General features: G+C 55.4%; 25 protein-coding genes. 9 read left to right on the top strand and 16 right to left on the bottom strand.

The genetic code is table 11. The features are described from left to right. The first annotated feature begins 2 nt into the window (after nt 1-2). On the top strand, nt 3-686 hold the full coding sequence (locus tag ABJI30_RS06270; protein ID WP_348016326.1) for a DJ-1/PfpI family protein: 684 nt from the start codon (nt 3-5) through the stop codon (nt 684-686). Nucleotides 687-805: 119 nt separating this feature from the next. After that, a complete protein-coding gene (locus ABJI30_RS06265) occupies nt 806-1,969 on the top strand; it encodes an MFS transporter (protein ID WP_348016325.1) in 1,164 nt (387 codons plus the stop codon). On the opposite strand, the gene ABJI30_RS06260 is transcribed toward ABJI30_RS06265, so the two are convergent. The 6 genes from ABJI30_RS06260 to groES all read right to left on the bottom strand — a co-directional run bounded on the left by ABJI30_RS06260 (nt 1,966) and on the right by groES (nt 9,594). Then, nucleotides 1,966-2,976 (bottom strand): NADP-dependent oxidoreductase, encoded by a 1,011-nt coding sequence (locus ABJI30_RS06260; protein WP_348016324.1) that lies wholly within the window; start codon nt 2,974-2,976, stop codon nt 1,966-1,968. The genes ABJI30_RS06265 and ABJI30_RS06260 overlap by 4 nt on opposite strands. 29 nt (nt 2,977-3,005) lie before the next feature. Continuing rightward, the gene (locus tag ABJI30_RS06255; protein ID WP_348016323.1) at nt 3,006-4,085 is read right to left on the bottom strand and encodes an MBL fold metallo-hydrolase; all 1,080 of its coding nucleotides are present in this window, start codon (nt 4,083-4,085) and stop codon (nt 3,006-3,008) included. A 31-nt stretch (nt 4,086-4,116) separates the two neighbouring features. Next, a complete protein-coding gene (locus tag ABJI30_RS06250; RefSeq protein ID WP_348016322.1) occupies nt 4,117-5,493 on the bottom strand; it encodes an L-serine ammonia-lyase in 1,377 nt (458 codons plus the stop codon). A gap of 96 nt (nt 5,494-5,589) precedes the next feature. Beyond that, entirely contained in the window at nt 5,590-7,443 is a 1,854-nt protein-coding gene (locus ABJI30_RS06245; protein WP_348016321.1) for a DUF885 domain-containing protein, read from the bottom strand. Nucleotides 7,444-7,596: 153 nt separating this feature from the next. Continuing rightward, nucleotides 7,597-9,255 carry a chaperonin GroEL gene (gene groL / locus ABJI30_RS06240; protein ID WP_348016320.1) on the bottom strand — a complete coding sequence of 553 codons (1,659 nt, stop codon included), beginning with the start codon at nt 9,253-9,255 and terminating at the stop codon, nt 7,597-7,599. A 51-nt stretch (nt 9,256-9,306) separates the two neighbouring features. Then, nucleotides 9,307-9,594: a co-chaperone GroES gene (groES, locus tag ABJI30_RS06235; protein WP_109355504.1), complete on the bottom strand. Its 288-nt coding sequence runs from the start codon at nt 9,592-9,594 to the stop codon at nt 9,307-9,309. A 318-nt stretch (nt 9,595-9,912) separates the two neighbouring features. On the opposite strand from groES, the gene ABJI30_RS06230 reads away from it, so the two are divergent. The 7 genes from ABJI30_RS06230 to sppA all read left to right on the top strand — a co-directional run bounded on the left by ABJI30_RS06230 (nt 9,913) and on the right by sppA (nt 15,528). Continuing rightward, the gene (locus ABJI30_RS06230; RefSeq protein WP_348016319.1) at nt 9,913-10,209 is read left to right on the top strand and encodes a DUF2282 domain-containing protein; all 297 of its coding nucleotides are present in this window, start codon (nt 9,913-9,915) and stop codon (nt 10,207-10,209) included. A gap of 92 nt (nt 10,210-10,301) precedes the next feature. After that, entirely contained in the window at nt 10,302-11,186 is an 885-nt protein-coding gene (locus tag ABJI30_RS06225) for a DUF692 domain-containing protein (RefSeq protein ID WP_348016318.1), read from the top strand. Next, nucleotides 11,170-11,895, top strand: coding sequence for a putative DNA-binding domain-containing protein (locus ABJI30_RS06220; protein ID WP_348016317.1), 726 nt, complete (start codon nt 11,170-11,172; stop codon nt 11,893-11,895). The genes ABJI30_RS06225 and ABJI30_RS06220 overlap by 17 nt, the downstream gene beginning before the upstream one ends. Before the next feature lie 21 nt (nt 11,896-11,916). Then, nucleotides 11,917-12,357 carry a DoxX family protein gene (locus tag ABJI30_RS06215; RefSeq protein WP_348016316.1) on the top strand — a complete coding sequence of 147 codons (441 nt, stop codon included), beginning with the start codon at nt 11,917-11,919 and terminating at the stop codon, nt 12,355-12,357. A 34-nt stretch (nt 12,358-12,391) separates the two neighbouring features. Then, nucleotides 12,392-12,916 carry a sigma-70 family RNA polymerase sigma factor gene (locus ABJI30_RS06210; RefSeq protein ID WP_348016315.1) on the top strand — a complete coding sequence of 175 codons (525 nt, stop codon included), beginning with the start codon at nt 12,392-12,394 and terminating at the stop codon, nt 12,914-12,916. A gap of 1 nt (nt 12,917) precedes the next feature. Next, nucleotides 12,918-13,559 carry a DUF1109 domain-containing protein gene (locus ABJI30_RS06205; RefSeq protein WP_348016314.1) on the top strand — a complete coding sequence of 214 codons (642 nt, stop codon included), beginning with the start codon at nt 12,918-12,920 and terminating at the stop codon, nt 13,557-13,559. A gap of 76 nt (nt 13,560-13,635) precedes the next feature. Then, nucleotides 13,636-15,528 (top strand): signal peptide peptidase SppA, encoded by a 1,893-nt coding sequence (gene sppA / locus ABJI30_RS06200; RefSeq protein ID WP_348016313.1) that lies wholly within the window; start codon nt 13,636-13,638, stop codon nt 15,526-15,528. Here sppA and ABJI30_RS06195 read toward each other — a convergent pair. The 10 genes from ABJI30_RS06195 to mdh are packed head-to-tail and all read right to left on the bottom strand — an operon-like array spanning nt 15,501 to nt 26,852. Further along, nucleotides 15,501-16,133, bottom strand: a complete 633-nt coding sequence (locus ABJI30_RS06195) for a trimeric intracellular cation channel family protein (RefSeq protein WP_348016312.1) — start codon at nt 16,131-16,133, stop codon at nt 15,501-15,503. The two genes, sppA and ABJI30_RS06195, sit on opposite strands and share 28 nt — an antisense overlap. After that, nucleotides 16,130-16,834 carry a PepSY domain-containing protein gene (locus ABJI30_RS06190; protein WP_348016311.1) on the bottom strand — a complete coding sequence of 235 codons (705 nt, stop codon included), beginning with the start codon at nt 16,832-16,834 and terminating at the stop codon, nt 16,130-16,132. Before ABJI30_RS06190 ends, ABJI30_RS06195 begins: the two co-directional genes overlap by 4 nt. Before the next feature lie 24 nt (nt 16,835-16,858). Then, nucleotides 16,859-18,178 (bottom strand): amidase family protein, encoded by a 1,320-nt coding sequence (locus ABJI30_RS06185; RefSeq protein ID WP_348016310.1) that lies wholly within the window; start codon nt 18,176-18,178, stop codon nt 16,859-16,861. A 38-nt stretch (nt 18,179-18,216) separates the two neighbouring features. Continuing rightward, nucleotides 18,217-18,840, bottom strand: coding sequence for a TRIC cation channel family protein (locus ABJI30_RS06180; RefSeq protein ID WP_348016309.1), 624 nt, complete (start codon nt 18,838-18,840; stop codon nt 18,217-18,219). 25 nt (nt 18,841-18,865) lie between these two features. Then, nucleotides 18,866-20,272 (bottom strand): dihydrolipoyl dehydrogenase, encoded by a 1,407-nt coding sequence (gene lpdA, locus ABJI30_RS06175; RefSeq protein WP_348016308.1) that lies wholly within the window; start codon nt 20,270-20,272, stop codon nt 18,866-18,868. Nucleotides 20,273-20,323: 51 nt separating this feature from the next. Next, entirely contained in the window at nt 20,324-21,550 is a 1,227-nt protein-coding gene (gene odhB / locus ABJI30_RS06170) for a 2-oxoglutarate dehydrogenase complex dihydrolipoyllysine-residue succinyltransferase (RefSeq protein ID WP_348016307.1), read from the bottom strand. Nucleotides 21,551-21,592: 42 nt separating this feature from the next. Beyond that, nucleotides 21,593-24,379, bottom strand: a complete 2,787-nt coding sequence (locus ABJI30_RS06165; protein WP_348016306.1) for a 2-oxoglutarate dehydrogenase E1 component — start codon at nt 24,377-24,379, stop codon at nt 21,593-21,595. Nucleotides 24,380-24,412: 33 nt separating this feature from the next. Continuing rightward, nucleotides 24,413-25,303 (bottom strand): succinate--CoA ligase subunit alpha, encoded by an 891-nt coding sequence (gene sucD, locus ABJI30_RS06160; protein ID WP_348016305.1) that lies wholly within the window; start codon nt 25,301-25,303, stop codon nt 24,413-24,415. After that, nucleotides 25,300-25,893 carry a hypothetical protein gene (locus tag ABJI30_RS06155; protein ID WP_348016304.1) on the bottom strand — a complete coding sequence of 198 codons (594 nt, stop codon included), beginning with the start codon at nt 25,891-25,893 and terminating at the stop codon, nt 25,300-25,302. The genes sucD and ABJI30_RS06155 overlap by 4 nt, the downstream gene beginning before the upstream one ends. Further along, the gene (gene mdh / locus ABJI30_RS06150) at nt 25,890-26,852 is read right to left on the bottom strand and encodes a malate dehydrogenase (RefSeq protein WP_348016303.1); all 963 of its coding nucleotides are present in this window, start codon (nt 26,850-26,852) and stop codon (nt 25,890-25,892) included. Before mdh ends, ABJI30_RS06155 begins: the two co-directional genes overlap by 4 nt. Nucleotides 26,853-26,910: the final 58 nt, after the last annotated feature.

Here is a 26,910-nt window from a genome sequence, read left to right as displayed (position 1 = left end):
TCATGACCGACACACCCAAACCCTTTCATATCGTATTCCTGCTTTTTGATGACATCACCCAGCTGGACTTCACTGGTCCGGCGCAAGTGCTTGCACGCATCCCGGGTGCGGTCATGCACACGGCTGCCAAAGCGATGGAACCGATCCAGACAGATTGCGGATTCGCAATGTTGCCGTCCGTCAATTTTGTTGATTGCCCGCAAGCAGACCTGCTTTGCGTCCCCGGCGGCTTCGGCACAAAAGGAGTCTTGCAGGATGAAGCCACATTGCAGTTTTTGCGCGATCAGGCCGCCGGCGCGCAATATGTCACGTCCATCTGCACAGGTTCGCTGGCATTGGGAGCGGCAGGGTTGCTCGAAGGCAAACGGGCGACGACCCATTGGGCCTATACTGCGCTGCTCCAGAAATTCGGTGCCACCTACGAGAAGGGGCGCGTGGTTAAACATGGCAATGTCATCACTGCTGGCGGGGTGACATCGGGGATTGATTTTGCGCTGACGATTGTCGCTGAACTTGGGGGCGAAAATCTGGCGCAGGCCATTCAACTTGCTCTGGAATATGATCCGGATCCCCCGTTCAAAAGTGGTCATCCCGATCGGGCAGATCCCAAGCTCGTCGCGATGCTGCATGAGCGGGTCTATGACAGCACATTGCAAGGTCTCGAGGAGATTATCGACGCTAGTTAAAAAAACAGACGACTCGGGCCGAGGAATTCGGCATGGCCACGATCTCCTGACAAACGAAAGCCCCAAATCTGTCTGACGCGAATATCTCGACGAAAACAACGCCGCGCCGGATCAGCGAAGTGAAGCTGTTTCTGTTTTCTGCGGCCTGTGCTGTTACGGTCGCAAATGGATATTATTTTCATCCGCTGATCGCGCCTATCGGGGATGAGTTTGGTGCCGACGGCGCTCTGCTCGGACTGGTGCCCGCATTCAATCAGCTCGCCCTTGCGCTGGGTATATTGTTGCTTTTGCCGCTGGGTGACAGAGTCAATAATCGCAAGCTCGTGACACTGTTCATTGCCGGACAATTTCTGGCGATGCTGGCCATGTCCCTGTCTCAAAACTTTGCGTTGTTTATCGCCGCTTCTTCGATGCTCGGCCTGGCGACAATAGCGCCCTATTTGCTGCCAGCTTATGTCACCAAACGCGTCCGGCCGGATCGTATCGGCCATGTCACCGGCATCATGACCGCGGGGATCACCGTCGGTTTGCTCGGAAGCCGGGCCGGTGGCGGCGTGCTCGGGCATTATTTCGGCTGGCGGTCCGCCTATTGGGTGGGAACCGCCCTCACCTTCCTGTTGCTCGTCATCCTCCCGCTGATCATGGAAAAGGATGAGAAACTGCGCGACGATGACGAAGCGGTGCAAAGCTACGGGGCATTGATTGCGTCCCTTTGGCCGATCGTCAAAACTATGCCCGACGTGCTGCTGGCAGGATTGCTGCAGGCCCTGTCCTTCGGCTTTTTCATAGCTCTCTGGCTGGGAATTGGCCTCTATCTCACCAGTTCTTCAATGGGATATGGCGTCGACATCGTAGGCTATCTGGCGCTGCTTGCTGTCACCAACGTATTCATCGCTCCCTGGTCGGGTAGGCTGGCAGACCGGATCGGGCCGGAAAAAGTGCGCGTGTTGTTCGCCATGGTCCAATGGCTGGGTGCTGCGCTGCTATTTGTGGCCAGCGACAATATCTGGCTGCTCATCCTGCCGATCATGCTCAGCAATTTTGGCGGTGCGTCAATGGACGTCGCCAACCGTACCATCATGTTTGGCCGCGATCCGGAAATCCGGACAAGGTTGATGACGATATATATCGTGATCATGTTTATCGGCGGGGGATTGTCCAGCTGGCTGGGCACCGCGGCTTATGCTTGGAGTGGATGGAATGCCATCGCCACGGTCTCCATAATTTTTGCCACGCTTATCCTGATACTGGCGATCTGGGGTCAGCGGATCCGCAAGGCTTAGGACGCGATACGGACCAGAACCTTTCCGATATTTCCGCCGGTGAACAGCTTGTCATAGGCGACAAGAACATTCTCAATCCCGTCCGTCACATCGAAGGGAGTATCGATCAGGCCATCATCCATCCATTGCGCAAGCTGCACCGTGAGGCGCTCTCCCTGATCCATGAAATCAGGCGAGAAAAAACCTTCGATGCGCAGGCGTTTCATCAATATCTGATCAAAATGAACTGGCCCCTTCCCCCGGCCGTCGCCTTGATATTGAGCCATTAATCCGCAAAGTGCGATCCGTCCGTACATCGCCATATTGGGCAAGACCGCATCCAGCAATGGCCCGCCGACATTGTCGAAATAGGCGTCTATTCCGTCAACAACCTTTGCCAGCTCCGCAAAAACATCATCATTTTTATAGTCGATGGCTTTGGTGATGCCGAGTTCATTTTCCAGCCACGCACATTTATCCGGACCGCCGGCAAGGCCGTAGACATTGGCTCCCAATATCTTTGCAACCTGACAGGCAAGCACACCGGTCGAACCCGCTGCCGCTGACACGAGTACATTATCGCCTGCCTTGACCGCAGCCGTTTCCTGTATGCCCCACAAAGCGGTCCAGCCATTAAAACCCAATACACCGAAATGCTGCTTGATATCGGCAATCGTGTCATCGACTTTAACCAACCCGGCCAGCTCCGGCTGTACAGCGGCATATTCCGCCCATTGGCCAAACCCCCGCACAAGATCTCCTTTGGTGAAGTTGGGGTTTTTGGACTGCACCACGTGTCCCAGAACCAGACCAACCATCTTGGTCCCCAATTCCAGCGGAGGCTGGTAGGAATCTTCTCGTTCCGTCATCCACATCCGGGTTCCGGCATCCATCGACAGCCAGGCCGTTTTGACCAGAACTTCTCCCTCGGCAATGTCGGGCACGGATTCAGACTCGAGTGACAGCGCACTGGTGACATCATCGTCTATGGGTCGGCTGTTCAATTGCCAGAAGCGGTTGGTTTCCATGTGCATTCTCCGATCACTGGCAAAGCAATCTAGAGAAGTTCATCCTGTTCGATACTATTCTTATTGGCGGGAAGCGAGAACAGCATCCCGTCCTTGCCCAACACTACCGGTCCATCATAGGCATCAGATACCCCCTTGAGATAATAGGCCTCCAGATAACCGATCGGCACAGCGGGAACGATGTGCGAGAAAACAAGCATCTTCGCTCCAGCCGCTTTCGCTGTTTCGGCAACTTCCACCGGTGTCGCATGATAGCCCGGAATGTCGGACATGATTTTCGCAAGCCGGTCACGACCGGCATCCCGGAGTGCCTTTTCCGTCTTGCCAACCATCTGGGCATTCAACACTTCATGAACCAGCAGATCGCAGTCGTTACACGCCTTCTCCACCGCTTCGCTTTTGGCAGTATCGCCGCTGAAAACGACCGAGCGGTCTTTATATTCAAACCGGTAACCAACCGCAGGTGTCACTGGTTCGTGATCCACCATGAACATGGTGATCACTATCCCGTCGCTGTCAAAAATCACCTGTTCGGCCTGACCCTCAGCAAAACCAAAAGCGCGCGGGACACCGCCTTCTCCCGAGGGCGGCATGATATCCGCCCCGTGATGGGCAATGCGATATGATGCATCTGCTGCATAGGCAGCATTGATTCCCTCGACAATCGGGACAATGCCTTCCGGAGCAAAGACTGGCAGCGGTGCATCCCGTCCTCCACCGGTCCAGCGCTGAAACAGCAGTTCGCCCAAACCATCAATATGATCACTGTGAAAATGGGTGAGCAAAACCGCTTCGACCAGTCCGGCATTCAAGCCCATCCGGCCCAGGTTGCGTACAGCGCCTCCGCCCGCATCTACAATGAACATCTTGCCATCAATGATGACCGCCGAACAGGGTCCCTCTCGGGTTGGGTCCGGAAAAGGCGAACCGGAACCGCACAGGACGACATGCATGCCGTCCGGCAAATCGCCAATCACATCGCGAGCGATTGCATTCTCCACCGCCTGCGCGAACAGCCGCTCTCCAATTTGAGGACGGAATATCCAGGCAACAAACACCAATCCAAGCATCAGACCGACCAGCCCAATCCCAATCCGTTTGCGCATCATCCCGAAATTCCCCCCTGTTTTCAGGGACGGCTTAGCATTCCACCAGATTAACCGCCAGACCGCCTTGTGATGTTTCCTTGTATCGCTCTGACATGTCTAGCCCGGTTTTGCGCATCGTTTCGATCACTTCATCAAGGCTGACCCGGTGGGTGCCGTCGCCTAATATGGACAGTCGCGCCGCTTCGATCGCCTTGACCGCACCGACCGCATTGCGTTCGATACAAGGCACCTGCACCAGTCCGGCGACCGGATCACAGGTCAGTCCCAGATTATGTTCCATCCCGATCTCTGCCGCATTTTCGACTTGCAGCGGGGTACCGCCCCAGGCCGCGGTCAGACCGGCAGCGGCCATGGAACAGGCTACGCCAACTTCGCCCTGACAGCCAACTTCTGCGCCAGAGATCGAGGCATTTTCTTTAAACAGTGAACCAATGGCCGCGGCCGTCAGAAGGAATGTTTCGACGCCTTTTGCATCTGCCTTGGGTGCAAATCGTTCGTAAAACCGCAGCACGGACGGCACGATTCCAGCTGCACCATTGGTCGGCGCTGTAACCACTTTGCCGCCTGCTGCATTTTCTTCATTCACTGCCAGAGCCCAGAGATTGACCCAGTCCAAAATGGTGAGCGGATCAGACAGACTGCGTTCCTGACGTTCCATCAGGCGCGCATGGATTAGCGGTGCACGGCGCTTGACCTTCAGGCCACCGGGAAGAACACCGCCCTGCTGGATACCACGATCTATGCAGGCCGACATCGCACCGGCAATCGCCCGAACATCAGCGCTGATCTCATCATCGCTTTTTCCGGTCCGTTCATTGTTGCGCATGATATCAGCGATGGAGAGGCCTTTTTCGTCGGCAATCTTCAGCAAATCGGCGCCCGAACAGAAAGGATGCGGTACATCCCAAAGCCCGGTTTCCGGATTGTTGCTGCCGATCTGGGTCTCGTCCAGCACAGCACCTCCGCCAACCGAATAATAAACGCAGGTATCAGCGAGATCATCTCCTGCAAACGCGTTGAACCGCATTGCATTGCTGTGAAAATCCAGTCGCTTCTTTTGATCGAAGACAACATCGGCATCCTCGTCAAATGCGATTTCATGAACGTCAGCCAGCTTTATCCGCGAACGAGAACGGATACTTTCAACCAGCTGATCCGCTTCATCCGGTTCGATTTTTTCGGGCTTCTGGCCAGACAGACCCAGCAACACGGCACGATCTGTCGCATGTCCTTTTCCGGTCAGAGCCAATGATCCAAATAATCTGGTCTCCAGCCGTGTGACCTGATTGATGCGGCCCGCCGAGTGCAACCGTTCAACAAACAAGGCCGCCGCCAGCATCGGCCCCATGGTATGCGAACTTGATGGGCCAACGCCAATCTTGAACAATTCGAATGTACTGGCGACCATTACGTCTCTTTCCTCTTCATAACCGAAAGTGACTTTACCCTGTTACCTTCCGTCCGAGCCAATGAAAAAAACACAACAAGTTGCGGGCAAAGCAGATCAGGACGCCTTCATTTTGGCAACCCACTGATCGACCATGATCTCCAATATGTTCAGCGGCACCGAACCACCTCCCAAAACGGTGTCATGAAATCCTCTGATGTCAAAATCATCGCCGAGCTCTTTTTCCGCATTGGCGCGCAGTTCCTGAATTTTCATCATGCCAATTTTATAGCTGGTCGCCTGTCCCGGCATCACCAGATAGCGACGCACCTCACTGCGTACGGCAGTCTCGGGTATCGGACTGTTGGCGAGGAAATAGGCAACCGCTTCTTCTTCAGACCAGCCCTTGGCATGCAAACCGGTATCAACCACCAGCCGGATCGCGCGCCATATCTCGGTCGTCAGCCGGCCGAAGTCAGAATAGGGGTTTTCATAGGCGCCCATTTCCTTGGCGAGCAACTCGGAATATAGCGCCCAACCCTCGCCATAGGCAACCGCGCGGCTGCCTTGCGTCCGGAACTTTGGAATTCCCGTCAACTCGCGCGCGATGCTGTTCTGCATGTGATGGCCAGGATTACCTTCATGATAGGCAATAACCTCCAGGCTGTGGATTGGCATCGCCCGCATGTCGGACAGATGGGCATAATATGTTCCCGGCCGACTGCCATCGATTGTCCCGGGGCGATAATGTTGGGCGGCTCCATCCTGCTCGCGAAAAGGTTCCACCCGCTTCACGACCAGATCAGCTTTGGGCAATATCCCGAAAAACTCCGGCAGCCGTTTCTTTATGGACGCCAGATGCTTTTCGGCCGCGTCTATGTAATCCTGCGCACCTTTGTCATCATTGGAAAAATAAAACTGATCATCTTCGCGCAGGAAGGTGAAAAAGGCCGGCAAGTCACCCTTGAAATCAACACTGTCCTTGATCGCTTCCATCTCGGTACGAATGCGCGCGACTTCGCTGAGGCCGATATTGTGAATTTCATCTGCGGTAAGCGGGGTCGTTGTCTGGTTGGCGAGGCGATAGTCATAATATGCCTTGCCATTGGGGAGAGCAGAAACACCGCGTGGCTCCGCATCGGTATTGGCGAGGTCAGCCTTGAACCAGGTAATGATGCGCTGATAAGCGGGTTGCACGGTGCCGGTCAAAACGGTTCGCGCTTGTTGTTTCAGTTCATCGGAACGCGCCTCGGTGAGGGAGCCATCCTTGACCAAAGCTGCGAGCTTGGCTTCCGTGGCTTCCCAAAGCGCAGAAGCTTTGCCTTCTCCAAAGGGCGCGCCGGTTGTGATTTTTTCGGACTGCTCGATCACGCCTTCATAGGCAAATCGCGGCGGTCTTGTTCCGGCCTTTGCATTGGCATGCGCGCGCACCAGCAATTGATCCAATGCTCGCGCACTGCCTTTGAGCCGCTCGATAAACGCCACCATATCGGCTTCGCTGGCAACCCGGTGCTGATTGATCAGGAAGGTTGGGAAGAAGGATTGCTGGCCATTAAACTGGTGCAACACGTAATCATTCCGGCGATAGGGAACGCCGGCTTCGGCTTTCTCCAGATTATACAGCCACATCGCCCATGAAATTTTTGCATCATCAGAAAGCTTGTCATAATCAAAAGACCGCTTCATCTCCGCCGTAGCTTCCTGCATCCATTTCAGCTGACGATCTGCCGCAGCTTCTGAAAAATCATCAATTTTGTCATAGCTGGTTTTCCGACCCAAAAAGGTTTGGGTGATTGGACTGAGGGTCAGCTGTTCTTCAAATTTTGCATCAAACCATGTGTTCAGCCGGTCGCTCTCTGTCTCGGCAACTGCCTCCCCGACCTTTTCTTGCCCGGCCTCTGCTGCCTGAACCGGGGCGGGAGCGATCGCCAAAGTTGTGGATGCCAATAGCAGAGTAAGAAATTTGGTCATATTTGCGAGTCCTTGCCAATTTGGTTTCGTTGGCAACTGCATGGCATAGCTGAAGTGGTTTGGAAACGCCCGAGGAGTTACTGGCACAAAAAAGGGCCGGAAGTTTCCTTCCAGCCCTTCTTGTTTGTTTCAGCGCAAGCCGAGCGTATGGATTTAGAAACCCATTCCGCCGCCCATGCCGCCCATGCCGCCCATGTCAGGCATTGCAGGAGCGCCGCCGCCAGCGCTGTCGTCCGGTGCATCGGAAACAGCAGCTTCGGTGGTGATCAGCAAACCGGCAACCGAGCTGGCATCCTGCAGAGCAGCGCGCACAACTTTGGTTGGGTCGATCACGCCAGCTTTGACGAGATCTTCGTATTTGTCGCTAAACGCGTTAAATCCGAAATTCTTGTCTTTCTGGTCGAGCAATTTGCCAGCGACAACCGCGCCGTCAAAACCAGCATTTTCAGCAATTTGACGGACCGGAGCCTGCAGCGATTTACGAACGATGTCGATACCGCGGGTCTGGTCATCATTGGCGCCTTCAAGACCTTTCAGAGAAGCAGTGGCATAGAGAAGCGCGGTTCCGCCGCCTGAGACGATACCTTCTTCGACTGCGGCGCGCGTTGCATGCAATGCATCGTCGACACGGTCCTTCTTCTCTTTCACTTCAACTTCGGTTGCACCACCGACTTTGATCACCGCGACACCGCCAGCGAGTTTCGCCAGACGTTCTTGCAGTTTTTCCTTGTCATAGTCGGATGTGGTGTTTTCGATCTGTGCACGGATCGCTTCGACACGAGCCTTGATGTCTTTCGACTTGCCAGCACCGTCCACGATGGTGGTGTTGTCTTTGTCGATCGTGACGTTCTTGGCTTCACCGAGCATGCCCAGCGTAACGCTTTCCAGCTTGATGCCAAGATCTTCGGAGATCATTTCACCTTTGGTGAGGATGGCGATATCTTCGAGCATCGCTTTGCGGCGATCACCGAAGCCCGGTGCTTTCACGGCTGCGATTTTCAGACCGCCGCGCAACTTGTTCACAACCAGTGTTGCAAGCGCTTCGCCTTCAATATCTTCGGCAATGATCAGCAAAGGACGTCCTGCTTGCACAACAGCTTCCAATATTGGGAGCATCGGCTGCAAGTTGGTCAGCTTTTTCTCATGGATCAGGATGTACGGGTTTTCGAGGTCCGCAATCATCTTGTCCGGGTTGGTGATGAAGTAAGGAGACAGGTAACCGCGGTCAAACTGCATGCCTTCAACAACGTCGAGTTCAAAGTCGAGACCTTTGGCTTCTTCAACCGTGATAACGCCTTCTTTGCCGACTTTTTCCATCGCTTCAGCGATTTTCTGGCCAACTTCAACGTCGCCATTCGCAGAAATGATACCAACCTGAGAGATTTCCGCGCTGCCTTTTACGTTCTTCGAACGCTTCTGCAGATCAGCGACAACCTTTTCAACAGCCTGATCAATGCCGCGCTTCAGATCCATTGGGTTCATGCCGGCAGATACCGATTTCATGCCTTCGCGAACAATCGCCTGGGCCAATACGGTTGCGGTGGTCGTGCCGTCGCCAGCAACATCATTGGTTTTCGAAGCCACTTCACGGAGCATCTGTGCGCCCATGTTTTCGAACTTGTCTTTCAGTTCGATTTCCTTGGCAACCGATACACCGTCCTTGGTGATGCGCGGTGCGCCGAAGCTTTTGTCGAGAACCACGTTACGGCCTTTTGGACCGAGGGTTACTTTTACAGCGTCCGCAAGAATGTCGACACCGTTCAGAATGCGTTCGCGTGCGTCGCGACCAAATTTTACGTCTTTAGCAGCCATGTTATTTTCCTCTGCTTTTGAGAATTAAGTGATTGGTAGAATGAAATGCGGTTACTCGATGATACCGAGAATATCGCTTTCCTTCATGATGATCAGGTCTTTGCCTTCAACGGTAACTTCCGTGCCGGACCATTTGCCGAACAGGATCTTGTCGCCTTTTTTGACGTCGAGCGGCGTCGATTTGCCGTTGTCGTCTTTCAAGCCATTTCCAACGGCAACAACTTTGCCTTCCGAAGGTTTTTCCTGCGCGCTGTCAGGAATGATGATGCCGCCGGCGGTTTTCGTATCCGCGTCAACGCGGCTAACCAATACACGGTCATGTAGTGGACGAAATTTCATATGTTTGCCTTTCTTGTCCTAACCTGCATTTCAGCGACCAGCTCCTTTGCTTGGGCCATCAGAAACGCCTGTGATGAGAATTAGCACTCATAAGAGTCGAGTGCTAACGAGGTCCATATGGGCGCTTGAGCGACAGGGTCAAGATTAAATGGACTCTTTTTTGGATCTTTTTTTGACGGATTTGCAAGGGTTGGAGCCCGACTGTCTTCGGAGACAGAAATTTTCTGTAACCGGAATCGGACTCTCTGCGAATGACAGGATGAGCCAGCACAGGCTGGTTCAGCAATATTCCCCCAATCTCCAAGAGAGGAAAATTTTATGTCCAATTCACTCGTAAAGGCAACCGCTGCAGCAGCAGCTCTGGCCGCAGCCGCAACAATCGCGATTTCTCCAACCACCGCTGTCGCAGCGGGCGCGAAGGAAAAATGTTTCGGTATTGCGCTGAAAGGCAAGAATGACTGTGCGGCAGGACCGGGCACCAGCTGCGCCGGAACTTCCACAGTCAACTATCAGGGCAATGCTTGGAAATATGTCGCCAAAGGCGCATGTGTGAAAGCCGGCGGCTCGCTCACAGCCAAAAAAGGTAACAAGAAGCCAGTTGCACAACGCAGCTAAACCACCTTCAAAACTATAGCGCAAAACCCGGTTTTGCGTTAGGTTTTGCGGATGTTGCCCAAATCCCAACCTCAAATTTCGGTTCGTTTGCTATGTTAGCACCTCTGTCGCCCTCCCTCCCTCCATCAGGTGGCATTGGTCTGAAATCGGTACATTTTAATGATGTGCTAAATGACGACGATGAAACGAAGCGCCCTGGATGGGTCGAAGTGCATCCGCAAAATTACTTCGGGGATGGCGGTCCGCTGCATCGTTGGCTGACCGCCATCGCCGGGGTTTATCCCTTGAGCTTTCACAGCGTCGGGCTTTCGCTGGGATCTGCCGACGGGTTAAACCAGCATGACCTCGACAAGATTGCAGACCTTTGTGATCGCTATCAGCCAGCCATGGTATCAGACCATCTGAGCTGGAGCGGCAATGCCCATGACCGCTATCCTGATTTACTCCCTGTTCCCTATACACAGGAAGCACTGGATCATTTCTCCACCCAAATCTCAAAGGTGCAGGATCGACTTCGACGTGCGATTCTGATTGAAAACCCCTCGCGCTATCTCAGCTATTGCGATGATGAGATGAGCGAGACAGACTTTATTTCCGCGCTTTGCAAACAGGCCGGCTGCGGTCTGTTGTTCGACATAAACAATGTCGAGGTGACAGCCACCAATGTCGGTCTGGATATGGAAGCTTATATTGATGCCATTGATCCGGACATTGTCGGTGAAATGCATCTGGCCGGACATGCCCGTGAAGACCATGAATCCGGACCTCTGCTGATCGATGATCACGGATCAATCGTCAGCAATGTCACATGGCGGCTGTATCAGCGCTTCATTCAGCGTGCAGGAGCCAAGCCAACGCTGATTGAATGGGACACGGATATCCCCGAATATGAAGTGTTGATGGCCGAAGTCGGCAAAGCCGAAGCCATATTATCGAGCGATTTTGAAGAGCGAGCGCCCCATGCCCTCTCTGGCTGACGGACAATCCCGCTTCATCGCCTGCCTCCAGCAAGGCCCGGATCATTTCCCGGCAGAGCTGTTTTCCGAAACCGACGAACGGGCGCTGCTCGGATTGAAAGCCCATGCCAATACCGTTTCACATGCCCGGTTGGTCGCCCTGGAAAATGCCTATCCAAAATTGCATGCGCATATGGGGCACGAACCCTTTCACGCCATTTCCCGGGAATATATCGAGCAAGACCATATTCTGACTTGCGACATGAACAATATTGCGCAGGAATTCGGCAGTTTTCTGGCTACCCGGAATCTGACGGCCACCGAAGTCGATCTGGCGCGGGTCGAATGGGCCTGGATAGAAAGCTACAATAGCAGCGAAGCATCGCCGCTGGAACTGGCGGAGATCGCTACACTCGACGAGGCGCAACTGCTGGCTTTTCCGATTGGAGCCCATCCCGCCATGCGCCTGATCAAATTGAGGGGAGACCTGTCCCCCGAATTGTCCGAACTGGGAACCGATACGCCGGACGGGCTTCTTATCGCGCGTCCGGAAGCAGATGTCCTGTTTCACCCGGTCGACGCGGTCAGCCATGATATTACGGAAAAAATTGCAAATATTTCAACGATGGGTAACCTTTTGACGATCGCCATCGAACTGGGTGATGAAACCACCGCCATGGATCGGATCGTCAATCTGATCAGAGCAGGCATAATGATAAATAATAATTAGAATATTCAAGGGGTTAAGATAATGATGAACTTGATAAAAAAGGCAATCAATCTGGTGAGCGGAGCCATTCCCGAAGCTATTGTGCTACTCGTCACCCGCGTCGCACTGGCCGGAATATTCTGGCGCTCGGCACGTACCAAGGTGGAAGAAGGAACCTGGCTACAGATGAGCGATACAACAGTTTTCCTCTTTCAGGAGGAATATGGCATGCCATTCCCTGAAATTACCGGACTGATCGCGACCTACGCGGAACATTTTCTGCCGATACTGGTCGTGCTCGGCCTGTTTACACGCGTCGGTGCGGCCGGATTGCTCGTGATGACACTGGTCATTCAGTTTTTCGTCTATCCCGAAGCCTGGTGGCAGACACATATTATCTGGGTCGCGCTGGCCGGAATCCTGGTTGTCCGTGGTGGCGGCATGTTCTCGATCGACCGGCTGCTTGGCCACAAGTTCGGATAATCACGTGAAGCATATCCGGACCAGGAGAGCATGAATGATCGCCAATGAAGAAACATTGCGCCATTTGATGGTGAAAGCCCAGGGCGGCGACAAGCAATGCTATTCCAGCCTGTTGATGGAATGCGAGAAATGGCTGCGTCGCTATTTCGCGCGGAAGATCAATCCGGCGGCAATTGATGATCTGGTCCAGGAAACGCTGATCTCGCTGCACCGCAAGCGGTCCAGCTATGATCCGACCAAGGCGTTTCTGCCCTGGCTGGCGGCGATAGGCCGTTATCGCTGGATTGATAGCCTGCGCAAGATTTACCGCCACGAACATGGCGAATTGAACGAAGAGCTGGTCGCCGATCCGCAGGAAGAAAGCGTGACTGCCAAGGTTAGTCTGGAACGTCTGCTCGGCATGATACCGGACAAGCAGGCCGATGTAATTGCATTGGTCAAAATCGAAGGCCTCAGCATTGCCGAAGCTGCAGCACAAACCGGCCAGTCGGAATCACTGGTAAAAGTAAATATCCATCGGGGGCTCAAAAAGATGAGTTCCCTCATCGAGAGTGAATAGAATGAGTGAAGTAGCAAATAGTCTGATTGATGATCTGGTTGACGATCTGTCTCCGGTGCGCTCCCTGAAACCATCCGGTGGAATGGCCGTTGCAGGCTTGCTGACCATTTTTGCCGGTGTCTCGGTCGCGTGGTTTCTGGGTATTCGCAATGATCTGGCGATGGGTATGGCAGACGAAATGTTCTTCCTGCGCAGTGGTGTTCTGCTGATGCTTGGAGTGGCGACGGCCTATTCTGCGGTCAATCTCGCACGCCCGGGCGTCGGCAATCTCAACCGCGGCTGGATCTGGGCGCTGGTGACCGCAGCCCTGTTCCCGCTGACGGCAGCAATCATGAGTGCGATCAACATGCCGCCGGTTGAAGCCTTGCGTCCGTCCGAAGGCCTGCGCTGCCTGACCGTGAGTGGCATGTCGGCATTTGTGATCGGCAGCGGATTGACCATGTGGCTCCGCCAGGGAGCGCCAACCTCTCCGGAACGGGCTGGCTGGCTGGTCGGCATTGCTTCCGGTGCTCTGGGCGCCGCAGCCTATAATATATTCTGCCCGTTTAATGACATTTATTATATCGGGCTTTGGTTCACGCTTCCGGTCCTGGCAAGCGCCATTGTGGGACGCTTTTTCGTTCCGCGGCTTATCCGCTGGTAATTTCGGGCGACAATATCCATATTGAATGCGGTGGGTTCGCTAGAGCCCGCCGCATTTTTTGTGGAGAGTGACGACAATGCAATTTGCCAAGGGTGCATGGAAATTTCTGGTCGCAATCAAGGACGGTCTGGTTCTGATTGCAATGCTGCTGTTTTTTGCCGCGCTTTATGGTGTGTTGTCGGCCCGCCCGAACGTCGCGGCGATCCATGAAGGCGCGCTGTTGCTGGATTTGAACGGGGTGATCGTGGAAGAGCTGGCCCAGCCAGATCTGGCCAGTATCCTGACTGGTGGCAATCAGAATAATGTTGCAGAATATCGATTGCGCGATGTCGTTGGTGCAATTGACGCATCTGTCGCTGATGACCGCGTAAAAGCCATTGTTCTGGATCTCAGTTTCTTTCTCGGCGGAGGCCAGACCAGCCTGAGCAGCATCGGTGAGGCATTGGCCCGGGCCAAAACCGCTGGCAAGCCGATCTATGCTTTTGCGAATTTCTATAGTGACGATGCCTATCAGCTGGCGGCCCATGCCAATGAAATCTGGATGGATCCAATGGGCGGCATTGTGTTCGCTGGTCCCGGGGGAAGCCGACTTTATTACAAGAACCTGATCGATCAGCTTGGCATAACCGCGCATGTTTACCGTGTCGGCACATATAAAAGCGCGGTAGAACCTTATTTGCGCGCGGATCAGTCTCCCGAAGCAAAAGAGGCTTCGGAGGCGCTTTATGCGGTATTGTGGGACAGCTGGCTGACGGAAATAAAGAAAGCCCGGCCGGACGCAAATATTGAAGCCTTTGCTAAAAACCCCGCCGCGATGGTCTCTGCCGCCGAAGGTGATTACAAGCAGATCGCCAAGGCCCAGAACCTGGTGGACACCATCGGTGATCGCGTGGCTTTTGGTCGCCATGTTGCCGAGAAGGTCGGGACAGATGAAACGCCTTCACCCGATAGTTTCAAAACCATCGCCTACAAGGATTATGTCGCAGCCAACCCGCCCTCCAGCAGCGGATCTGCGATCGGTGTTGTCACTGTTGCTGGCGAAATTGTCAGCGGCGAGGCCGGGCCCGGTATCGCTGCCAGCGGGCGCATATCGGAGCAGATATACAAGGCACTGGAAGCAGAGGAGATCAAGGCACTAGTTGTCCGGGTCAATTCTCCGGGCGGTTCCGCTTTCGCCAGCGAGGAAATCCGTCTGGCACTGGCAGATGTCAAAAAGGCAGACATACCGATTGTCATTTCCATGGGTGATGTAGCCGCCAGTGGCGGTTACTGGGTCGCGGCGGCTGGCGATCATATCATGGCAGAGCCAGATACAATTACCGGTTCTATCGGCGTTTTTGCGGTGTTGCCGAGTTTTGAAAAAGCGTTGGGCAAATGGGGCGTCACTGCCGATGGCGTGCAGACTACGCCGCTGTCCGGCGAACCGGATTTTGTCGGCGGTTTCAGCGATGATCTCAACACCGTGCTGCAATCGGGTGTCGAGAACAGCTATCAGGATTTTCTCACGCTGGTTGCCAGCGCGCGGGGCAAAACCCCCACAGAAGTGGATACGATCGGACAAGGCCGTGTCTGGGATGGCGGAACTGCGCGCCAGCTTGGACTGGTAGACAGTTTTGGCGGTGTTGATGATGCCTTGAAAGAAGCCGCAAAACGTGCGGAACTTGAAGAGGGCAGCTACCATGCCAAATATCTCGAAGCGGACGCTTCATTTGGTTGGGGAATGCTCGAAAGTCTCCCATTCGCAAAATCCGACACCGCTCCGGTAACGGGCATATTCAGCTGGGTTGCACGCGAACAAAAGTTGATGTTCAGCCAGGCGTTGGCGACAGCCCAGGGCCTTATGGCCCGACAAGATGTACAGGCGCTGTGTCTGGAATGCGGATCGATGACCAGCGCATCGGGATATGACGTCAATCTTGACCTGTTTGATCTGCTGAAATCTTACGCATCGTCCCCGGCACCGCGATAGATCGGGAGCGACAATCCCTTTACGATCGCCAACGCACGGAGCGCAAAGCCAGCAACAAAAGCGATGACTGCAGCAACAATGCCGGACATTCCGGTCTGCGCGAGCGCAACGAAAGCAAAGGCAGACAGGGCCCCGGCGGTCACGTAAATTTCCGGACGGATGATGATCGACGGTTCACCCGCCAGCAGGTCCCGGATCACACCCCCGACGCTGGCCGTAATAACCCCCATGATCGCTGCGGGTACAGGGTCGATCCCAAGTTGCAATGCCTTGGCTGCTCCGAATACCGAATAGGCCGCGAGCCCGATGGCATCAAACCAGTCGACCGCGCCTGCTTTCCAAATGCGCACCGGCGTCATCCAAACCACCAGTGCAATGGCGAGACAGAGAATGGGAACGCGGCTGTCCTGCACCCAGAAGACCGGAGCCCCGATCAGCAAGTCGCGAACGGTCCCGCCACCGACACCGGTCACCAGTGCGAAAAAGGCAAACGTCACCAAAGTCTGGCCGTTGCGCGCCGCCACCAGCGCGCCGGACACCGCGAAAACCGCTATGCCGAACAAGTCGAGCCAGCCGAGGGCGCTAAAAAGCAGCGCGCTATTCACGGGAGCATCCCGGTCGCGGCTGACTGTTTGCGGCGGCGGCGTGTGAACAGCATAACGAAACCGAGGATCGATCCCAATAGCGCCAACGCGGCAGAGCCGATAAGAACAGAATGGCTGGTATCCTCGCGCGTTTGCAAGTCCATGATATGCAGACCCCACATAAAATCAAAAGCGCGCCAGAACCGGGTTCGAACAGCGAGCGTTTCGCCGGTTGCGGCATTGATATAGACATTGGTGCCATCAGCAAAATGCACCTGCCAGGCCGCCGTTTCCCTTCGCAGATCAGAAGGTGATTTGTCAGCCGGAAACAAACGCGTGGACAAGACAGCCTCTTCTGGAAGATAAACCGCTTCGGCAGCTATTCTCGCCATGTCCCTTGTCATTTCCGGAACCGACCTGCCCGTTGCAGCAGAGTAGCGAACGACCTCGCCATTTTCATAAGTGACAATCCATATGGACAGGCTATCCTGCTGAATAAGCCGTGCTCCGCTGACCGCACCGCCATTGTCCGCGAACAGGGCAATATTCTTGTACGCTATCGCCGTGCTTTCCGATTCTGCGCGCAGATGGGTGCCGCGCACTTCCTCTATTGGCCTTGCGACCATGAACAGCCCGCTAGCGGTCCACAATATGATTGGTACGCCGATCAGCCAGCCGAGCCAGATATGCCATTTGAAGAAATCACGATGCCCGATTGCCATAAGACCAGCCTTTTCTCAGTGAGCTCAGCCGCCCAATAACGCCCCGATCTGCCGCGCGCCATCGATTGTTTGATAATCCTGATAGCGATCTCCAATGACCTGCATGCCAACCGGGAGGCCATCAACCGTTCCAATCGGCAAGACCGTCGATGGCAGGCCGGGGAAAGTAACCATTCCGGCCCACGCAAGTTGAGGTGCCGCAGGCTGATCAACACCGTCAATGGCGATATCACCCTGGAATATCTGTTGCTCGCTATGCGGAAAAGCCGGTGTCGCGCTGACCGGCGCCAGGACAAAATCATAGTCCTCGAACAGCGTCCGCCATTGCCATTGGTTTCGCGTTTGAAAATCCAGCAGATCAAACCAGTCGCGTACCGTGGCCTGCGTGCCATCCGGAGCGGGCAAGCCTCCCGCCATCGCGATATTGAGCATCTTGAGATAGGCCTCGTGCTGGACGGCAAGGTCAGGAACCAGTTCGCTGCGCCGATCCACCCGTCCGCCGCCATCTTCGATCAATCCGGCGACGCGATCGAGCTCCGCGCGATAGGCAGAAGCACATCCAATCATCGGCTGCTCGTCAATGAGCAAGAAACTTGCGCCTTTCAGTGAAACTTCACGGCGCGGCAACGGACGATTGAGAGTCACGTCCAACAGAGTTGCAAGATCGTCTGCGGAACGCGCCAATGGGCCGCACACCGACAAGGCAGCGCGCGGAACATCCGTGCCGGGATAAACATGCCCTTCCAGAGTGATAATATCGAATGTCGGCTTGTGCCCCCAGATGCCGCAATAATGAGCTGGCACGCGAATCGATCCGCCTATATCGCTGCCAAATTCGCACGGCACAATGCCGGCCGCGACCGCTGCCGCGCCGCCACCGGATGATCCCCCGGGAGAGCAGGCTAGATCATGCGGATTATTGGTGCGGCCATAAACCGGATTGTTCGATTGCCAGTCGGCGAGATCCGGCGGGACGTTGGTCTTGCCGATGATCACGGCACCGGCGCGTTTCAGCCGCTGCACAACCACGGCATCGGACTGCGCGATATTGTTGCGTGCATGTTCCAGTCCCCAGGTGGAGGCTGTACCGGCCAGATTAAAGCTTTCCTTTACCGTCATCGGCACCCCAAACAGGGGTTGGTCTGCACCTGGTCCCGCGTCATCGAGTTGGCTTGCTCTTGCCCGGGCGTTCTCAAAATCGCGCACGACTACAGCGTTTATCGGTGCATTCAGCGCTTCAATGCGCGCGATAGCGGCTTCGGTCGCATCCCGGACAGTCATTTGACCGGCGCGGATTTGCGCTGCAATCCCTGTGGCTGTAGCTTCTTCCGTCGGCTGCATCATCACATATCCCCATTTTTCTGTATTGTTTTCGTTGCTAATCAGCTTCCTTTATAGGGCGGTAAACGGAGATTGAAATGGATGGCTGCGCCGCGAAGTCCCAACCCGACGATCGCCCCGATCAGACCGGCCAGCGACAGCGGTACACCGGCAATGGTCAGGATGACGAACGAGGCAGATGCAAGAAATGCGGCGGAAATATAGATATTCTCTCCCATGACGAGCGCGGTTTCCCCGACAATGATATCGCGCAAAATGCCGCCCGCCACGGCAGCGATACAGCCAATCAGAACTGCGGGCGCCGGATTGACGCCAAATTCCAGTGCCTTGGCAGCTCCGTAGACCGAATAGGCCGCCAGGCCCACCGCATCAAACCAGTCAATCATGTTTTCCCGCCACCAATTCGCGGGCACAAACCACACCAGTATCGAAGCGAGAATAGCAATGATCGGCAGCGCATTGGAATGTATCCAGAATAACGGTGCGTCGATCATGATGTCTCGCACCGTTCCCCCGCCCATTCCAACTACCAGGCCTAGAAAAACAAACGTCACGATCGTCTGATTTTTTCGCGCCGCTGCCAGAGCGCCGGTTGCCGCAAAAAAAGCAATGGCGATGTAGTTCAGGGCGCCGAGCACCGGCTCAATGGACAGATCGACGGTCATAGCAGCATCCGGCAATCCCAACTTGTCAAATATGGATCGGCTTGCCCTGCACTGCCATCGCCGCTTCCTTCACCGCTTCCGAATGGGTCGGGTGAGCGTGGCACGTATAGGCAATGTCTTCGCTGGTCGTTCCGAACTCCATGGCCTGGGTCACCTGGGCAATCATCGTGCCGGCGAGCGAGGAAATAATATGCGCGCCCAATACGCGGTCGGTTTCAGCGTCGGCAATCACCTTCACATAACCATCGGTATCGCGATTGGTCTTGGCCCGACTGTTGCCGGCGAAAGGAAATTTTCCGACTTTATAAGCGACGCCGCTCTCTTTCACCTCTTCTTCCGTTATACCGATACTGGCAATTTCGGGATGGGTGTAGACGACGCCCGGAATCAGGTCGTGGTTCACAATGCCCTGCTGACCAGCGATAAACTCCGCTGCTGCAATGCCTTCATCTTCCGCCTTGTGGGCCAGCATCGGTCCGGGCGTCACATCGCCAATCGCGTACACGCCGGGAACGGATGTCTGGAAATCATGGCCAACTTCAATCTGGCCGCGATCGTTGGTGACAAGACCAGCCTTGTCGAGCGCCAGACCCTCGGTATTGGGCTTGCGGCCAATGGCGACGAGAACAACATCCGCGTCAATGGTTTCCGCATCACCGCCCTTGGCGGGTTCAATCGTCAATGTGGCTTTCTTGCCTTTGACCGTGGCCCCGGTGACCTTGGTGGAGGTCTTGATATCAAAGCCCTGCTTCTTGAAAATGCGCGCGCTGTCCTTGCGAATATCGCCATCCATGCCGGGCAGAATCTTGTCGAGATATTCGACAACCGTAACCTTGGCTCCGAGCCGCAACCAGACAGAGCCCAATTCCAGCCCGATAACGCCGCCGCCGATCACAACCATGTGCCCGGGTACTTTCGGCAATTCGAGCGCGCCCGTACTGTCGACGATGACATGCTTGCTGTTGTCGATGTCGACCCCGGGCAGCGGCGTGACCGATGATCCCGTGGCGATCATAATGTTTTTGGCAGTGACAGTCTTGTCGCCCACCTTCACCGTGTTCGCACTTTCGAAGGATCCGTGCCCTTTGATCCAGTCGACCTTGTTTTTCTTGAACAGAAACGCAATCCCGCCGGTCAGTTCTTCGACCGCCTTGGATTTCTCCGCATGCATCTGCTTCAAATCCAGCTTGGTACCGCTCAGTTTCACTCCGAATTTCTCGAGCGCTCCGGATGCCGCCTCGTGATAGACTTCGGACGCATGCAGCATCGCCTTGGATGGTATGCAGCCGACATTTAGGCAGGTCCCGCCCAGCGTCTCGCGGCTTTCCACACAAGCGGTTTTCAGGCCCAGCTGTGCCGCACGAATAGCGGCGACATAGCCACCGGGGCCGGAGCCGATTACGAGAAGATCATAGTCAAATTTATCGGTCATATTACACCTTTGGCATCGTCACCCTGAACCCGTGTCAGCGGCGCGCTTGAATCACAAATCAATCAGCAGTCGTGTCGGATCTTCGATTGCTTCCTTGATCCGCACGAGGAAGGTTACCGCTTCGCGGCCGTCGATCAGGCGATGATCGTAGCTGAGCGCGAGATACATCATCGGACGTGCTTCGATCGAACCGTCTGGCATCACGACCGGACGTTGTTCAATCCGGTGCAGCCCCAGCACAGCTGACTGCGGCGGGTTGATAATCGGCGTCGACATCAGCGATCCGAACACACCGCCGTTGGAAATGGTGAAGGTCCCGCCCTTCATGTCCGCCATGGTCAGTGTGCCGTCTTTGGCGCGCTTGCCAAAATCGCCAATCGTATTTTCCACATCGGCAAAGCTCATCGCTTCGGCGTTGCGGATCACGGGAACCACCAGACCATTGGGCGCGCTAACAGCGACCGAGATATCGACATAATCATGATAGACAATTTCATCGCCATCTATCTGCGCATTGACCGAAGGCACGTCCTTCAGCGCCAGACAGGCAGCCTTGGCAAAGAAGCCCATGAAGCCAAGCTTCACGCCGTGTTTTTTCGCGAACAGCTCTTTATATTTGCTGCGTGTTTCCATCACCGCCGTCATGTCGACATCGTTAAATGTCGTGAGCAACGCCGCCGTGTCCTGCGCTTCCTTCAGGCGCTTGGCGACGGTTTGACGCAGGCGGGTCATCCGCACGCGTTCTTCGCCGCGCGTCCCGCCAGCCGCCGGAGCGGCAGCCGGAACTTCCGCACCCGTCGCGGTACCTTTTTCCGCCAGCGGGGCCGCAGCACCGGATTTCACATATTTCTCGACATCATCCTTGGTCAGACGGCCATCCTTGCCGGTTCCACTAATCTTGCTGGGGTCCACACCATGTTCCAGCACGAGGCGGCGCACTGCCGGAGACAGCGTGATGGAAGAAGCGGAATCATCCGTCGATGCAGGAGCTGGAGCCGATTCTGCAGCCGCTGCCGGTGCGGCCTTCGCAGCCGCACCGCTACCCGCTTCGATCGTTGTGATCACTGCACCAACTTCGACAGTGTCGCCCACCTGAACTTTCAATTCCCCCAGAACACCTGCTTCCGGTGCCGGAACTTCCAGCGCAACCTTGTCAGTTTCCAGACTCGCAATCGGTTCATCAGCATCCACCGCGTCGCCGGGCTGTTTCAGCCATTCGCCGACCGTTGCTTCGGTGATCGATTCACCCAGTACCGGGACTTTTACATCTGTTGCCATAATCTCATGCTCACTTTCTCTGGCGGCTTAAACCACCCAAAATCATTTTCCGGCTTTGTGCCCCAACGCGTCGGCAACCAATTGTGCTTGCTGTTCCTTGTGGCGCGATGCCAGTCCGGTCGCCGGGGATGCACAGGCCACCCGGCCTGCATAATTCAGTGCAATGGACCCCTTCCCGGCCTGTTCCATGCAATCTTCGAGATAGGGCCGGACAAAATGCCAGCTGCCATTGTTGCGCGGTTCTTCCTGTGCCCAGACAACGGACTCGAGATTTTTCATCCGTTTCAGCCGGACAACCAAAGGCTCGGAAGGGAAGGGATAAAGCTGCTCGATCCGCACGATCGACGTGTTCTTGTCTTTCGCTGCATCACGCGCTTCAATCAGATCATAGGCCACCTTGCCGGAACAAAGCACCAGACGTTTCACATCCTTGTCTGCGGGCGGACTGGTGTCGGACTTGATCCGCATGAAGTGGTGGTCACCCTGAAATTCCTCTGCGCCGGAGACCGCCATCTTGTGGCGGAGCAGCGACTTGGGTGTCATGATCACCAAGGGCTTGCGGAAACTGCGCAACATCTGGCGGCGCAGCACATGGAAATAATTGGCCGGTGTCGTGATATTGGCCACCTGGATATTATCCTGCGCACATAGCTGCAGGAAGCGTTCGAGCCGCGCGGAACTATGCTCCGGACCTTGCCCTTCATAACCATGTGGCAGCAGCATCACGAGGCCATTGGCACGCAGCCACTTCGCCTCTCCGGATGCGATGAACTGATCAATCATGATCTGCGCGCCATTGGCGAAATCGCCAAATTGGGCTTCCCACAAGACCAGTGTTTTCGGGTCGGCTCCGGCATAACCATATTCAAAACCCAGCACGCCATATTCCGAGAGCGGACTGTCGAGAACCTCAAACCGGCCATGCGGTACTGTGCTGAGCGGAATATATTTTTCTTCCGTTTTCTGATCGACCCAGACGGCATGGCGCTGCGAAAATGTTCCGCGGCCGCTGTCCTGTCCGGACAGGCGTACATTATAACCTTCCGAAGCCAGTGATCCATAAGCCAGCGCCTCGCCGGTCGCCCAGTCGAAATTTGCGCCGCTTTCGAACATCTTTTTCTTGGCATCCAGAACCCGGCCCAGCGTTTTGTGGATCGTATGGCCCTCCGGCACCGTGGTCAGCGTCCGGCCCAGACTGTCGAACAGCTTTTTATCGATGGCGGTATCGACATTGCGCCGCGCGGTTTCCGGATCAGCCGGAATATGCAATCCCTGCCAGCGTCCGCCAAACCAGTCGGCCTTGTCCGCCTTGTAATCTGCCGCTGCCTTGAATTCTGTTTCGAGATGACCGGCAAAACTTTTGCGCGTACTGGTCGCCCACTCTTCGTCAATCACGCCTTCTGCAACCAGTCGTTCGCTGTAAATCGCGCTGACCTTGGGATGCTTTTTGATCGCCGCATACATGAGCGGCTGGGTAAAGCCGGGTTCGTCGCCTTCATTGTGGCCAAAGCGGCGATAGCACCACATGTCGATCACGATATCCCGGCCAAAGCGCTGGCGGAACTCGATCGCGATCTTGCAGGCGAACGTCACGGCTTCCGGATCATCTCCGTTCACATGGAAAATCGGAGCTTGCACGCCCTTGGCCACATCCGACGGATAAGGCGAGCTGCGCGCAAATTGCGGACTGGTCGTAAAGCCAATCTGGTTGTTGATGACGAAATGGATACAGCCGCCGGTATTGTAACCGCGGATACCCGAGAATCCGAGGCATTCCCAAACGATACCCTGCCCTGCAAAGGCTGCATCGCCGTGGATCAGCACGGGCAACACCTGATCATGATTTTCAAGGTCATCCCGCGCGACCTGCTGCGCGCGCACTTTGCCAAGTACCACCGGATCAACCGCCTCAAGATGAGAGGGATTGGGGACGAGCGACATGTGAACATTGATCCCGTCAAATTCCCGGTCGCTGGATGTTCCGAGATGATATTTCACATCACCCGAACCGCCAACATCTTCGGGGCTGGCCGAGCCACCGTGAAATTCGTGGAAAATAACCTTGTAAGGCTTGGCCATCACATTCGCGAGAATGTTCAGACGGCCGCGATGGGCCATGCCATAAACAATATCCCGCACGCCGGACTGGCCGCCATATTTGATGACATTTTCCAGCGCCGGCAGCATTGATTCCCCGCCGTCGAGACCGAAACGTTTTGTGCCGACATATTTGCGGCCGAGAAACGCTTCATATTCTTCACCCTCAATCACCTTGTTGAGGATCGCCTTCTTGCCTTCGGGTGTGAACTGGATTGCGGCGTCCTTGCCTTCCATCCGGTCCTGCAGAAAACGGCGTTCTTCGGTATCGGCAATATGCATATATTCCAGACCGACCGACCCGCAATAATTGGCGCGCAACACTGCCTCAATCTCGCGAACCGTGGCATGTTGAAACCCCAGGACACCGCCCAGATAGACCGGCATATCCATTTCATCGGCCTTGAAACCGTGAAATTCCGGAGTCAGGTCAGCAGGTTCTTCGAGCTTGGACAGACCGAGCGGATCGAGATTGGCACCGAGATGACCGCGCACGCGGTAGGTGCGGATCAGCATCATGGCGCGGATCGATTTCTCTGCCGCCAGAGCCACCTCGGCATCCGACATGGATTTGCCCGATTTGGCTGCGGCCGCCTTGATCTCGACGCCCATTTGCGTGGGATCGAGCGCGCTGTTCAGTTCATCTGCGTCATCAATCGGCCAATGCTTTTTCTTCCAGCTTGGGCCCGGCTCTTTTTCAGACTCTAGAAATTCTTGACCTTCTAAACCCATGATCGATTCCTTGGGGAGGGAGTAAGGGGTGTCTCAGACCGTTTCTTTAAGCACCGCATCCAGTGTCGTGCCGAGTTCGGACGGGCTTGGTGAAACGCGAATGCCCGCTGCTTCCATGGCCGCAATCTTGTCTTCTGCGCCGCCTTGTCCGCCAGACACAATGGCGCCCGCGTGGCCCATGCGGCGTCCTGGAGGCGCTGTCAGACCTGCGATGAATCCAACCATCGGCTTGCTACGGCCTTTTTTGGCTTCGTCGGCAATAAACTGCGCGGCTTCTTCTTCTGCGCTACCGCCAATTTCACCGATCATGATGATTGACTTGGTCTCGTCATCGGCAAGGAACAGCTCGAGCACGTCGATAAAGTTGGTGCCGTTGACCGGATCTCCGCCAATGCCAACCGCTGTCGTCTGGCCGAGGCCAACCGCTGTGGTCTGATGCACTGCTTCATAGGTCAGCGTACCCGAACGCGAGACAACACCGACAGAGCCTTTCTGGAAAATGCTGCCAGGCATGATGCCGATCTTGCATTCGTCAGGGGTCAAAACGCCGGGACAGTTGGGGCCGATCAGGCGCGACTTGCTACCTTGTAGCGCGCGCTTCACACGAACCATGTCGAGCACGGGAACACCTTCGGTAATCGCGACGATCAGCTCGATCTCTGCGTCAATCGCTTCAAGGATTGAGTCCGCTGCAAATGGCGGCGGCACATACACGACAGAAGCCGTTGCACCCGTTGCGTCTTTGGCTTCCGCAACGGTATCAAAATTCGGCAAACCGATATGGGTCGTGCCGCCCTTACCCGGTGTTACACCCGCAACCATTTGCGTGCCATAAGCCAGCGCCTGTTCGGTGTGGAACGTCCCGGTATTGCCGGTCATGCCCTGGGTGATCACCTTGGTGTTCTTGTCGATTAAGATACTCATTGTTCCGTTTCTCCAACAAAATCTGCTTTCAATGCGAGCCCGTGAAACTGGGTCAGCGCAATAATCGGACTTCCTTCTGGTACATAGAAAATTTCAAAACTGTCATGACCTTCTGCATAGCCGGGTGTCCAGTTGGTCATAAAGATTTCTTCCCGGCCCACGCTTCTGTCCGGCTCCCGGCCGATCCATGTTTGCGCATCGGACGTTTCGATTTTCCGGGCTTCGTTGACGTCATACATCCGGCAACCATTCACAAATCGTCCGCTGGATTGCACACTCGACAATATGATGTCTAGCCGTTCGCCTTCGATGGTTTTCGTGAACACCACCGTGTCTGAAATCCTGTCATCGGGGTCATCCAGAATCTCGGCGGCTCCTGCACGGCCCACTGCGAGCAGCTTGCCCAGCGGACTGTCATCCGCCGGAGTTTCTGCTGTCCAGTCCTGCTCCACCAAATCTGCTTCCACCTGCTTCAGATCCTGCACATTCCGGCAAGCCTCGCCAAAGGCCTCGAGCACGGCAGCAGCAGGATAGGGTGCAACGGCCGGACTTGTTGCGGCCTGAGCAAGGAGGAGGAGCGAGAGGCTCACGCCAGGCTCGAATCCAACCCCTTACACGCCACCAGCAATTCCTTCACCGCATCAACCGACACGTTGAAATTGCCCTGGGCTTCTTCGCTCAGTTCAATCTCGATAATTTTCTCGACACCGTTTTTGCCGATGATCACCGGCACGCCGACGTAGAGATCATCCACGCCATATTGGCCGGTCAGATGGGCCGCTGCGGGAAGCACGCGGCGTTTGTCCTTGAGATAGCTTTCAGCCATCATGATCGCGCTGGTCGCAGGGGCATAATAAGCCGAACCATTGCCGAGCAGGCCGACAATCTCGCCGCCACCTTTACGGGTGCGGTCAACAATCGCGTCAATCTTGTCCTGCGTGGTCCAGCCCATTTTGATGAGATCAGGGATCGGGATGCCGGCCACCGTCGAGTAAGCCGGGACCGGAACCATCGTATCGCCGTGTCCGCCCAGAACGAATGCGGTGACGTCTTCGACCGACACTTCAAATTCATCAGCAAGGAAGTGACGGAAGCGTGCGCTGTCCAGCACGCCTGCCATGCCAACCACCTTGTTGTGCGGCAGGCCGGAAAATTCACGCAATGCCCAGACCATCGCGTCGAGCGGATTGGTGATGCAGATGACAAATGCATCCGGTGCGTTGGCCGCAATGCCTTCGCCCACGGCCTTCATCACTTTCAGATTGATACCAATCAGATCATCCCGGCTCATGCCAGGCTTGCGCGCAACACCCGCGGTTACGATGATAACATCAGAACCGGCGATATCGGCATAATCATTCGTGCCTTTCAGATTGCTGTCAAATCCGTCCACTGGTGCAGCCTGCGACAGATCAAGCGCTTTGCCTGCTGGCATGCCCTCGGCAATATCAAACAGGACGACGTCGCCCATTTCCTTGGAAGCTGCGAGGTGGGCGAGCGTGCCGCCAATCATGCCTGCGCCGATCAGCGCAATTTTGTTACGGGCCATGTGGGAAATTCTCCTGAATATAGAGTCGCTAAAACTTTCCTTGCCGGATTAGGCTTAT

The sequence above is a fragment of the Parasphingorhabdus sp. genome (assembly GCF_039968395.1).
Taxonomy (GTDB): Bacteria; Pseudomonadota; Alphaproteobacteria; order Sphingomonadales; family Sphingomonadaceae; genus Parasphingorhabdus.
Note: the sequence above shows the minus strand (reverse complement) of the source record. Positions and strands in the feature narration are given on the sequence as shown.